This is a genomic window from Candidatus Cloacimonadota bacterium, assembly GCA_016932035.1.
Lineage (GTDB): Bacteria > Cloacimonadota > Cloacimonadia > JGIOTU-2 > JGIOTU-2 > Celaenobacter.
Map to the genome: position 1 here is coordinate 18,713 of JAFGDR010000012.1, position 11,922 is coordinate 30,634.

10 protein-coding genes, 1 tRNA gene and 1 pseudogene are annotated in these 11,922 nt (G+C 38.6%); 11 read left to right on the forward strand and 1 reads right to left on the reverse strand.

Annotation, left to right across the window (positions count from 1 at the left end):
* The first annotated feature begins 149 nt into the window (after nucleotides 1-149).
* From JW794_02095 to JW794_02145, 11 genes are all read left to right on the forward strand, one after another.
* On the forward strand, nucleotides 150-806 hold the full coding sequence (locus JW794_02095) for a hypothetical protein (protein ID MBN2016917.1): 657 nt from the start codon (nucleotides 150-152) through the stop codon (nucleotides 804-806).
* A gap of 33 nt (nucleotides 807-839) precedes the next feature.
* Nucleotides 840-1,394, forward strand: coding sequence for a hypothetical protein (locus JW794_02100; protein MBN2016918.1), 555 nt, complete (start codon nucleotides 840-842; stop codon nucleotides 1,392-1,394).
* A 93-nt stretch (nucleotides 1,395-1,487) separates the two neighbouring features.
* Entirely contained in the window at nucleotides 1,488-2,909 is a 1,422-nt protein-coding gene (glnA, locus tag JW794_02105; GenBank protein MBN2016919.1) for a type I glutamate--ammonia ligase, read from the forward strand.
* 44 nt (nucleotides 2,910-2,953) lie between these two features.
* The gene (gene hypA / locus JW794_02110; protein MBN2016920.1) at nucleotides 2,954-3,367 is read left to right on the forward strand and encodes a hydrogenase nickel incorporation protein HypA; all 414 of its coding nucleotides are present in this window, start codon (nucleotides 2,954-2,956) and stop codon (nucleotides 3,365-3,367) included.
* Nucleotides 3,367-4,092 (forward strand): ATP-binding protein, encoded by a 726-nt coding sequence (locus JW794_02115; GenBank protein ID MBN2016921.1) that lies wholly within the window; start codon nucleotides 3,367-3,369, stop codon nucleotides 4,090-4,092. The genes hypA and JW794_02115 overlap by 1 nt, the downstream gene beginning before the upstream one ends.
* Before the next feature lie 70 nt (nucleotides 4,093-4,162).
* Complete coding sequence (locus JW794_02120; GenBank protein MBN2016922.1) at nucleotides 4,163-5,722, forward strand: T9SS type A sorting domain-containing protein; 1,560 nt, start codon at nucleotides 4,163-4,165, stop codon at nucleotides 5,720-5,722.
* Between the two features lie 135 nt (nucleotides 5,723-5,857).
* Nucleotides 5,858-7,930, forward strand: a complete 2,073-nt coding sequence (ligA, locus tag JW794_02125; GenBank protein ID MBN2016923.1) for an NAD-dependent DNA ligase LigA — start codon at nucleotides 5,858-5,860, stop codon at nucleotides 7,928-7,930.
* An 11-nt stretch (nucleotides 7,931-7,941) separates the two neighbouring features.
* Entirely contained in the window at nucleotides 7,942-8,229 is a 288-nt protein-coding gene (locus JW794_02130) for a hypothetical protein (protein MBN2016924.1), read from the forward strand.
* 18 nt (nucleotides 8,230-8,247) lie between these two features.
* Nucleotides 8,248-9,795 carry a nicotinate phosphoribosyltransferase gene (locus JW794_02135; GenBank protein MBN2016925.1) on the forward strand — a complete coding sequence of 516 codons (1,548 nt, stop codon included), beginning with the start codon at nucleotides 8,248-8,250 and terminating at the stop codon, nucleotides 9,793-9,795.
* 63 nt (nucleotides 9,796-9,858) lie between these two features.
* Nucleotides 9,859-9,934 (forward strand) — tRNA-Ala (locus JW794_02140).
* A 116-nt stretch (nucleotides 9,935-10,050) separates the two neighbouring features.
* Entirely contained in the window at nucleotides 10,051-11,208 is a 1,158-nt protein-coding gene (locus JW794_02145; GenBank protein ID MBN2016926.1) for a hypothetical protein, read from the forward strand.
* A gap of 77 nt (nucleotides 11,209-11,285) precedes the next feature.
* Here the strand turns inward: JW794_02145 and JW794_02150 are convergent.
* A pseudogene (locus JW794_02150) lies at nucleotides 11,286-11,892 on the reverse strand (IS1595 family transposase).
* Between the last annotated feature and the right edge of the window lie 30 nt (nucleotides 11,893-11,922).

The window sequence follows — 11,922 nt, forward strand, 5'->3', positions numbered from 1 at the left end:
AAGTAAATGGAGAAGCGCCGGTTGTTACAAGACTTATCTTGATGAAGTAAAGATCCTTCTTCTTTATAAAAAAGTTGACATTATAGAAGTATATCAGATCAATTCTTTTCAAATATAAGATATCTCCACTTTATCTGAAAGGAAAGATCATGAAAATTACTGATGAATCCACTTTTTTAAAAAAAGAATCTTTGAACAAAAAGCTATTAAAATATTCAATTGCAGCTGGTGTTGTACTTACCATTAGTGCGAAAGCGCATGCTGACATACAATATACCGACATCGATCCTGATAAGGTAATTCCACACGCGGAGAATTTTAAAACCAGTGATTTCCTGCTCGATCTAAATAATGACGGCACCCCAGAATTCAAAATATTTCAAGCATTTTCATCCACATACACGCTTTCATATAATTACTATTTCTATTCATATAATTCGGTGAAAGCTCAACCGTTAAATAATGGTCTTTCGGTTATCAACGCTATAGGGGATAACATGTACGTAGCTGCCCTTAATTCTGATGAACTTATCTCGAGCCAGCAAAACTTTGGGAAAAAACATTTTCTTGGAGGATTATCCTACTATTTAACATCACCTATTGGTGAGTGGCCTGATAATGGAAAACGTTTCATGGGGGTAAAATTTAAAATTGGTGAAAACATTCACTATGGTTGGGTAAGATTAGATTTACCCCAAAATTGCAGGAGTTTTACAGTGCTCGATTATGCGTATGAGGATAAGCCGGGTGTAGCGATCAGGGCTGGACAGAAAAATTATTCGTCAGAAGATAATCAAGGAAAATAATATAACATTAAATAACACGGAGGTTCTGTGAAAATGGGATTCATATTTACGAGCTTTTTCTGGGGAGCAGTAATTATTCTTTTTGGTTTAAGTATCATTCTCAATGCAATCTTTAATATTAAAATACCCGTCTTCTCGATCATCATCGCCCTTATATTTATTTATCTCGGATTGAAAATTCTTTTTGGCTCATTTGGAATAAAGTCATCCAAAAATACAGTTGTATTTTCTTCAAGTGATATGAAAAGTTCAAACAAGAACGAGGAATACAATATTCTATTTGGTCGAGGTTCAATCGATCTAACCGATGTGGATCTGGATGATAAGAAGCTATCGTATGAAATAAATGTAATATTTGGAAAGGGAGATGTGTTCATTGATCCAATTATTCCAATAATCGTAAAGGTTTCATCTGTATTTGCAAGTGCTCATTTACCCGAAGGAAATGTAGCAGCGATCGGAAATAATTCATATGTGTCACCAGCTTATGTGAAAGGTGAAGAATGTATTTCGGTCAATGCTGATGTTGTCTTCGGTGAGTTGAATATTATTGAGAATAAAAAAGTAGCCAAGGAAAAGGACTTCTAAATAATCCCATATTGCAATAAAGACAAACTTTTTATTTGACAGATAATATGGAGGGGAAATTTTTGCTTTCCAAATATGATTTATGGAGGCTGTATGCTTTCGTTCAGAGATTGCAAAGAAGTAATCGATTTTATAAAAAATAATGCGCTGAATTTCGTATCATTTTACGTACCTGACATCGAAGGTCGGTTAAGAAATGTCACTATTCCTGCTGGAAATTTCTCAGAAAGTCTCGTTCAAAACGGTATCGGTTTCGACGCTTCAAATTTTGGTTTTGCTAATGTTGAAAGTTCTGACATGATATTCAAGCCCGATCTCAATTGCGCATTTACCGATCCTGTTGAGCCGGAATCCAGGATATTATATTTTTTCTGTGATGTCTACGATGCGCATACAGGAGAAAGTTTTTCCCAGGATCTGCGCCATATTGTACAAAAAGCGCTTAATGCACTTAAAGATGTTGGAATCGCTGATGAAGTTCAGGTGCTCATAGAGTTGGAATTCAATATAATCGACGAACTTTTCAGTATCATGAGTAACCGTGAAGTATCTTACAGGTTAGAAAGCAGTGAAATGGCGAGTCCTCGATCCGGAGAGGAAATTTACCGTCTTGCACCAAATCGAGGATATCACCGTTCTGAACCTAATGACCATTATTTCATGATACGAAATAAGATCGTTCTTGCACTGCAAGAGTTGGGAATTGGTGTCAAATATCATCACCATGAAGTCGGCACATCACAGGCAGAGATCGAATTCAAATTTGGGCCTGTCGAAAAAGCTACGGATGCAACAGTTCTCGCTAAAAATATAAGCCACAGAATTGCAAAAAAACATGGCAAAGTTATCTCATTCCTACCAAAAGTCATCCCGGGCGAAGCGGGAAATGGCATGCATATTCACATGTTTTTGAAAAAGAACGGAAAGAATATTTTCAATGACGAAAAGGGGCTGTATAAATTGAGTAAAAACGCACTCTATTTCATTGGTGGAATTCTTCACCATTCTGCTTCGTTGTCTGCACTATCCAATCCAACCTCCAATTCGTATCGCCGTTTGATCGCCGGACTTGAAGCTCCATCGAAAGCAGTTTTTGCCGAGGGCAACCGATCAGCTGCGATCAGGATACCCGCATATATAAAAGATCCTGAAGAGCGAAGATTTGAGTTCCGTCCGACTGATGCAACATGTAATCCCTATCTTGCTTTTGCTGCACTGATCATGGCTGGTATCGACGGTGTAAGAAATCAAATTGACCCTATTGAGAAAGGATTTGGTCCACTGGAAACTAATTTGTACGAGCTATCTTCAAAGGAATTGAAAAAAATTCCTTCATTCCCGGATACGCTTGAGTTCGCATTGCATAGTCTTAAGCATGACAATGAGTATCTCACCTTCAAAGATGTTTTCCCTGAAGACCTGCTTCATAAATGGATACGCGTAAAACGCAAGGATCTTGATGAAATGAGAAAAATACCTCATCCTTGGGAAATCGCGCGTTATTATGATTTGTAATTACTTTTTATAAAAAGACAAAAAATTGAATTTTAGGAGTATATATGCATGAATGGGCACTGGCAGATGCGGTGATCACAACTGCAAAAAAGGTTGCAAAAGAAGAAAATCTAATAAAAGTTACAGAGATCGTTGTTAAAATTGGTGAATTGCAAACAATCTCCCGTGAAATATTTGATACGGCATTGCATGAAGTTCTGAAAGAAGCACCAGATCTGTTTGAAGATGTCGTTTGCAAGCTTGAAATTGAACCGGCAGGTTTCAAGTGCCTGAACTGTTCTCACGAATGGCTTTTTGAAGATGTAAAAAAAGAACTCGATGATGATGAAACAGAATCTATTCATTTTATACCAGAAACTGCACATGTATTTCTCAAATGTCCGCAATGCAAGAGTCCTGATTTTGAAATTGTTAAAGGTCGGGGTATATGGGTAGATTCGATTGAAGGAGAAAGGTAATGGATCCAAGAATTAATGTTGTTGAAAATCGTCTTGGAAAAATAGGACGCATCATAGCTGTGGCTGGCGGTAAAGGTGGCATCGGCAAAAGCACGATTGCATCATTGCTTGCGCTTATCCTTGCTGAAGCAAATCAAAAAGTAGGTCTTCTCGATCTTGACTTCACAGGAGCGTCGACACATACGATATTAGGTATTCACGATTTCAGCTTTCCCGATGAAGATCAAGGCATTATCCCACCAAAATATCATGGAATATCATATATTACGATTGCAAATTTTACACAAGATAAAGGCACACCAATGAGAGGTCATGATATTACAAACGCAATCCTTGAACTCCTTGCAATTACACGTTGGGACGAACTCGACTATCTCATTATCGATATGCCGCCTGGAATAAATGATACAACCCTGGATATTATTCGTTTGATTAAAAATATTGAGTTCTGCATGGTTACAACACCATCAAAGATCACAACAAAGGTGGTGAGAAACTCAATTAATCTGTTGAAAGAATTAGATATCCCAATCCTCGGCCTTATAGAAAATATGACCTATCCGGCAATGCCTTACGCCAAACAATGCTTCGAAGGTTGCTATCTCGGTACTATTCCATATGATGAAAACTATGAAGCAGCAATAGGCGATGCTGAAACACTTCTCGAGACGAAGATCGCAAAAACTTTACAGAATTTCACCATGATTTGTGATAAAATGTGTTGACGGTTTTTCATGAAACAATAATAAGTAATTAATAAATATTTGATAATTGAAAAGCAAAATGGAGGTTCACATGAAAAAACTTTTCATACTTCTTGTAATGGGGATTTTTCTCGGTTCAATTTGTAATGCTGAGGGAACAGCAGAAAAAATCAGGCATTATGATGTATCTGAAGACGGTCAGCTTTCTCACACCTATTCGTCTCAATCAAATACCCATAACAACAGTTTTTCCACAAGGGACATTCCCTACAACCTAACACCGGATTGGCAGAACAGCATGCGTGTTCAGGTAGGCGGACTGCAGGTTTATGACATGAATAATGACGGTTATAATGATGTCGTTGTAGGATGCTATCATTCAGACAGTTACCCACCGTATGACGACTGGCATAATTTCATTTACCTGAATACAGGTTCATCTCTAGAAGCTACTCCGTCATGGACGTCCGATGATGAAGTGTCAACGGGTGATGTTCAGGTTGCTGACATCAATGGAGACGGCTTCGTCGATATTTTTGCAGCAAATGGCGGATACAGCATGGACCCTTCCGTAATCTATTTTGGTTCGTTGACAGGACCAAGCACAACTCCTGGCTGGTATTCGAATGAAAGCGGTAGTGCTTGGAACAACTATGCTCTTCCGATAGACATCGATCATGACAACGACATCGATGTGATAACAGCAAATCAGGGCAACAGTCCTAGTGATCCCTACCGTCCGATGTATATGTTCATGAATAACAGCGGGACATTGAACACAGTTCCTTCTTGGCAGTCTTCTGAAACATCGATCCAGAATTTCCTTGCCGCAGCAGATATGGATCATGATGGATGGGAAGATATTGCTGTTTCTAAGTGGGCTAATTTTGAAAGCGGCGTGTACAAAAACAACAGCGGTACTCTTGCAACAGGTCCAATGTGGACAACAGGAGACACCGACACAGATAAAGGTGTTGGTTGGGCTGATGTTGATGATAACGGGTGGCAGGATCTTGCTCTTGGACATGATCCGACCGAGCTTTTCAGCAATAATGCCGGCACACTATCGCTTACATGGATTTCAACTTATACTTATTTCGGACAGCAGGATCTGAGATTCTGTGATGTTGACAATGACGGAGACCAGGACCTTGCTGAAATACATTTTTCTAATGGTGTCGTGAATATTTATATGAATGATAATGGTGCTCTTCAAGATGTTCCCTCCTGGTCATACGACTGCAGTAGCGTTGGAACAGCGATCGCTTTTGGTGACATCAACGGAAATGGCAGTCCTGACCTTGTTTTGGGCAATTCCGGTAATCCTTCAATTATGGTATTTTATAACCAGAATTCTGTATCTATAGATAATGAAATTCAGGTTCATTCACTTGTTTCGAATTATCCGAATCCCTTTTCTTATTCGACAACGATCTCGTTTTCAAAATTATCAGCTAAACCAACAGAAGTAAATATCTATAATCTAAAAGGAGAGTTAGTTACAAACATACCTGTTCAGTCCGGTCAGAAATCAGTTACATGGAACGGAATGAATTCTGATAATGAATATTTAGCGCCCGGTATTTACTTCTATCAAATCATGCATGATGATCAGATAGTAGGTCTGAATAAATGCCTGTTACTCAAATAATATAACTTCAATTGATTTTTACAGGGAGTCAATGCACTCCCTGTTTTTATTTATTTTGACAGTTTTTTTCCCATCCTCAAGATGTTAAATGACGGCTCATATTTATAAATTTTGAAAGGATTTATCTCGAATAAAATGCCAGATAAGAACTTCATCAAACCCATAATCGACATACAGAAAATCGGTTCTTCAAGCGCTGCTGAGGAAGCGATAGAAAAGCTCCGCAAAGCACTCTGGTATCATGAATACCGGTATTATGCTCTCGATGATCCAATTATTTCTGATGCAGAATATGATGAGCTCATGCAGCAGCTTGAGACATTGGAAAACAAATACCCCGATCTGATTATTCCGAGTTCGCCAACACAAAGGGTTGGTGGGCAAGTTAATGAAGAACTTGGAACTGTCACTCATCCTAAACCGATGCTCAGCTTAAAGGCAGTTTACAATGATGAGGAAGTTTTGAATTTTGATGATAGCTGTAAAAAAATTCTTAATGAACTTTCAGTGGAATATGTTGCAGAACCAAAATACGACGGACTCTCCGTAGAACTTATTTATGAAAAAGGGCTCCTCACAACTGCTGCAACACGAGGTGACGGTTATACAGGAGAGGATATTCTCGCAAACATTAAGACAATAAAGGAAATCCCGCTTCAACTTCGACATGATGAAATTCCAATCCCCCGAATGATCGCTATACGGGGTGAGGTCTATATGCGCCTGGATGAATTCAATGCACTCAATACAAGACGTGAAAAAGATGGAGAAGATCCTTTTGCCAATCCAAGAAATGCAGCAGCAGGTTCATTGCGTCAACTCGATCCCCGCATAACAGCTCAAAGACCACTCCATGTTTTCCTGTATGAAATCCTCGACTGTGACGGATGTACATTCTCTACACATTGGGAAGAACTTCTTGCATTTAAGGCATGGGGGTTGAAAGTTAACTTAGCTGAATCCCGTCAATGCAGAAGCATCAATCAAGCCTTGAAATATTATGCTGAAATGACCGAGAAACGAGATAATCTTCCCTATGAGATCGATGGTGTGGTATTCAAGGTAGATTCACTCTCTGAAAGGGATAAACTTGGCTATAGAGAACGCGACCCTCGTTGGGCTGTAGCATATAAATTCAAACCACGGCAAGCTACAACGAAATTAATAGATATCATCGTTCAAGTAGGAAGAACTGGCAAACTCACACCAGTTGCAATTCTTAAACCAGTACGAATCAGTGGTGTAGAGGTCAGCAGAGCATCATTGCATAATCAAAGTGAGATCGAGCGAAAAGACATCCGGATCGGTGATACAGTTCTCGTTGAACGAGCTGGTGATGTTATCCCGTATGTTGTTAAACCGATCAAAGAAGACAGAACAGGCAATGAAAATATTTTTGTTATGCCTGATCGATGTCCTGTTTGCGGAAGCTCGGTGTTCATGAGTGAAGATAAAAAAACAGCTAGATGTACGAACATCATTTGTCCTGCACAAATCAGGGAACGAATCATCCATTTCACGCAAAAATCGGCAATGAACATTCAGGGCTTAGGTGATAAAAAAGTGCAACAACTCCTTGATGCACAAGTTATAAACAGCATATCATCAATTTATTATCTCTCAAAAGATGATATTATCAATCTCGATGGATTCGCGGACAAATCAGCTCAAAACCTTATCGACGAGATCGAAAAAAGCAAGACGCAGACACTGTCGAAATTTATCTTTGCGCTTGGCATACCAAACGTTGGAGATCATCTGGCACGGGTGCTTGCTCAAAACTTCAAAACACTTTCAGACATTAGGAATGCAACCCGAGATCAGCTTCTTTCAATCTTCGAGATCGGACCGGAAGTTGCAGACAGCATTATCGCTTTCTTTTCACAAGATCAAAATCTTTTGCAGATCGAACGTCTCAAGGATGCAGGTCTAACTCTCCAGAATCCAGTCTATAAAACAGGGGAGCACGCACTTCCACTTGAGGGACTTACATTCGTCTTTACCGGTACGCTTCATAATTGGACTCGAAGTGAAGCACAGAAACTTGTTGAAGATCTCGGTGCTCATGCAACATCGAGTGTGAGTAAGGATACGAATTATGTAGTTGTAGGTGAAAATCCGGGATCAAAACTGAATAAGGCTCGGCAGCACAAAGTATCGATATTGAATGAAGAAGAGTTCAAGAAATTCTTAGAGCTCTATAAATAAGGATAGTATTCATGAATACAATAACCCCAACATTACCTATTATAAAGCAGAAAAGAATAATTTCCTGCTTCTTGTCCCAGGATTGCACATCGATTGATAAAGCAAAGTCCCTAGCTGAACTCGGGCTTTCCGAATCGCACATATTCCGTGCAATGGTCTCAAAAGCAATTATGGTGAAATGTTCCGGGGATAAATACTATTTTAATGAAAAGGCTTGGAATCGAGTCAGAAAAACAAGGTTGATCTATATTGCAGCAGCTGTAGTTGTGGTTGTTATATTAGCACTGCTAAAAATTTGATAAGTTTCTGGAGAATATATGAACAGAGCTCAACGACGCATCGCAGAAGGTATCCTGTTTACCGACATGTACCAGATTACGATGGCGCAGATGTATTTCAGACATGGTTTGCATGATAAAAAGGTGCAATTCGACCATTTTTATAGGAAGAATCCCAATTACGGAAAACATGAAGCTGGTTTTTGCATAAACGCTGGGCTGGAATGGCTTCTCGATTGGATGAAGGATGCCCGTTTTCGTGAAAAGGATATTCAATACCTGCGCAAACACAAAGCGAGAAAAAGCGGAAAACTTCTTTTTAATGAAGCATTTTTACAATATCTTCTTGAGTATGGCAATTTCGACAGTATCTCTCTTCGGGCAGTACCAGAAGGCAGAGTTGTGCATCCCAATGTCCCCCTTACAACGGTCGAGGGTTCCTTTGCTGTTGCGCAAATCCTTGAATCACCCCTGTTAAATTTTCTAAACTATCAAACCTTAGTTGCAACAAAAGCTGCCCGGATCAACGTTGCAGGAAAAGGAAGACCGCTTCTTGAGTTCGGATTGAGACGGGCACAAGGTCTCGGTTCACTCGCAGGAACTCGTGCTGCACTTATTGGTGGAGCAGATTTTTCATCAAATGCAGGTATATCATATTCCCTTGGGAGTCCTCCACGGGGGACGCATGCACATTGCATGGTACAGGCCTACATGGCTCTTGGCATGACCGAACTCGATGCATTTCGGGCGTACGCAGATGTCTATCCTGATGACTGTTTACTTCTTGTGGACACGATCAATACGCTTGAAAGTGGACTACCAAATGCAATAAAGGTATTTGAGGAACTTCGAAATAAGGGACATGAACCGGTCGGCATTAGATTAGATTCCGGCGACCTAGCTTATCTAGCAATCCATTCAGCGAAAATGCTCAATAAGGCGGGATTTTCAGATACAGCAATTGTTCTCTCGAATGCGTTAGACGAACTCGTTATATGGCAAATCGTCACTCAAATCAAAGAAGAAGCCGCCCAGAATGGTGTTGATTCGGATAATCTGATCAATCGTCTGGTCTATGGCGTGGGAACCGGGCTGATCACTTCAGAAGGGTACTCAGCACTCGACGGAGTTTATAAACTTGTGGCAATTGAACGAGAAGGTGAGTTTTTCCCTGCGATGAAAATCTCAGGTGCCAAAGAAAAAATACTCAATCCCGGACATAAAAAGATCTGGCGCATCTATGACACGCGCAATAAGGCAACTGCCGACCTTATAGCCCTTTATGATGAAGATATCCCTCATCGAGATAAAATCACAATCCGTCATCCTGTGGAACATACAAAGCACAGAACGCTGCTTAAGAAAGACATTTCCAATATTGAAGAACTGCAAATAGATATTTTGAAAAATGGAAAACTTGTTTACGATACGCCTTCCTTAGAAGAAATACGGGAGACGAGAAAAAAAGATATCGAGCGTCTCGACCCTGGTGTAAAACGATTTGTGAATCCGCATTACTATCATGTATCGCTTTCGAATAAACTATGGGAAACAAAGGAAGAACTGATAAATAAACTCAAGGAATAGCTCTATTTGATCAGTTTGTTGACATTGAAAGGTACATATAAGAAATACAGCACAATAACATGTGGGGAAGTAGCTCAGCTGGGAGAGCACAGCGTTCGCAATGCTGCGGTCGAGGGTTCGAGTCCCTTCTTCTCCACCAATTTTTCACACTCCGGGTAATTGAGAAAAAACTTGACACATAAAATCCATCCTACCTTCATATTTTAACTTAGTCATGATTTGGATTAAATTTTAAAAAATTCTAAAGGGGATTCTTTGAAAGAAGCTAAGAGATCTGGTACATTGATTCTTTTGAGGGTCAAGCCTTTCATAATTTTACTCCTCTGTATAATTATATTTCCATCTCAATTTTTCGCACAGGATACATGGGTAAAAGAATATGATCCTTTTGATGTTTGGAATTCCAAGTACGAAACATATAGTGTGAGAAAACTAATCAAATGTTATGACGGATATGTGCTTGGGGGATTCTATGAATTTGTAGATCAGAGTACATTAAGTAGCTGGGGTTTTATGATGAAGATCGATCAAAATGGTAATACTATTTGGACAGTTCAAGACTATCTTGATACAGGAACATTGACTTTTGCAATGACGAGTGACGAAGGATTTTTATGCTCTGGCTGGGAAAGATTTACAGAAAACAGGTATCTTCTTAAACGAGATTCAAGAGGAACTTTTGAGTGGATAAAACCTCATATCGACTTCTGTCCATATACAATGAAAAGTACCAGCGATCGCTGTATACTACTTGGAGGAAAATCAATTGATTTCAGTGAGTTAGTTGTAAAAAAACTCAGTGAATCGGCAGAGGTAATTTGGAGTAAAACATTTTCATTTAATGAATCTACAAAAGTGAATTTACTTACATCAATAGAAACTTCTGATAGAAATCTTGTCTTAGGTGGTTTTGTTGATCTATATGGTGATGGTAATAGAAATGCTTATATAATGAAACTCGATCCAATGGGCAATCTCCTCTGGTCAAGAACATATGATGAATTTACTGATAAAGACAGATGCATTACAATGACAGAAACGAATGATAATAAAATATTAGCAGTTGGCGACGCCTATTTGGGTAACACAAAAATGGGACTTTTCTGGTTATTGGATGAGAATGGCACAACAGTAAATTTCAAGCTTGAAGGTGGGAACTATGCATTGGGTAATTCTAATGTTGTTGCATTAGAGGATGGCTCATTTATCTGTGGTGGACCTCAGTTAATAAAAATTGATAAGGACCTTGAAATTGTATGGGTTAGAGATCAAATATGCGGCGGTAATGAAAGGAAATTATGTCTTACTGAAGATAATGGCTTCATGTTTCCTGCACATGTGGGCAATTTGTTTATTATAACAAAAACAGATTCATTAGGATTAGTGTATAACGACAATTTTATAAAACCATAAGGAAGGAACAATGGCTAAGAGTAAACTAAACATTATGATATTTCTTTAAGGGTCTTGACTAGTTTAGAGGTTTTTCTTTAAGAATATGTTAATATCATTTTATATAAATCTTCATTACGAAAATAAAATCTAAATTCACATTCTTTTATATGTAAAAGTAAGTATTCTTTTTTCACACCTTTAAATTTAGCCAATCTTGATTTTGCACAGCCCCAGAAACCCTTTATACCATTAATATGACTTTTCCCATTAACATATTCATGCTTTCCATGGTCAAGTCTATAATGCTTTTTATAAACAAGATCAACTAAAACGTTATATCCTCTCCATTTATCTGAATAAATAATACTTTCCTTCTTAATCTTACCGTTAATAATTGCCAGGAGCGTCTTTCTGCTAACATCTGGTACTATCTCCGTGTATACTTTTCAATTTTTTTTATATGTCAAATACTATTGTTTTACCTGAGACTCCTCTTCCTCTTTTACCCTTTTGATGCCTAGGGCCGAAATAACTCTCATCAATTTCAACTTCCCCTTTAAATTGAGAGTCTAGCTCACAAATCTCTACTATTCTTTCACTGATACTATCAATATAATGGTTCAGTGTGTTCCTATTCAAACTAGATATATGTGATATCAGTGTAGCATTAAAATCTTCACAAAACAACCGTAATAACTCTATAAATTTAACTAACGGTCTTGACTATTCAAA

Bases quoted from the DNA above. Each gene is read 5' to 3' on its own strand.
- JW794_02095 (MBN2016917.1), top strand. From the start codon at position 150: ATGAAAATTACTGATGAATCCACTTTTTTAAAAAAAGAATCTTTGAAC.
- JW794_02100 (MBN2016918.1), top strand. From the start codon at position 840: ATGGGATTCATATTTACGAGCTTTTTCTGGGGAGCAGTAATTATTCTT.
- glnA (MBN2016919.1), top strand. From the start codon at position 1,488: ATGCTTTCGTTCAGAGATTGCAAAGAAGTAATCGATTTTATAAAAAAT.
- hypA (MBN2016920.1), top strand. From the start codon at position 2,954: ATGCATGAATGGGCACTGGCAGATGCGGTGATCACAACTGCAAAAAAG.
- JW794_02115 (MBN2016921.1), top strand. From the start codon at position 3,367: ATGGATCCAAGAATTAATGTTGTTGAAAATCGTCTTGGAAAAATAGGA.
- JW794_02120 (MBN2016922.1), top strand. From the start codon at position 4,163: ATGAAAAAACTTTTCATACTTCTTGTAATGGGGATTTTTCTCGGTTCA.
- ligA (MBN2016923.1), top strand. From the start codon at position 5,858: ATGCCAGATAAGAACTTCATCAAACCCATAATCGACATACAGAAAATC.
- JW794_02130 (MBN2016924.1), top strand. From the start codon at position 7,942: ATGAATACAATAACCCCAACATTACCTATTATAAAGCAGAAAAGAATA.
- JW794_02135 (MBN2016925.1), top strand. From the start codon at position 8,248: ATGAACAGAGCTCAACGACGCATCGCAGAAGGTATCCTGTTTACCGAC.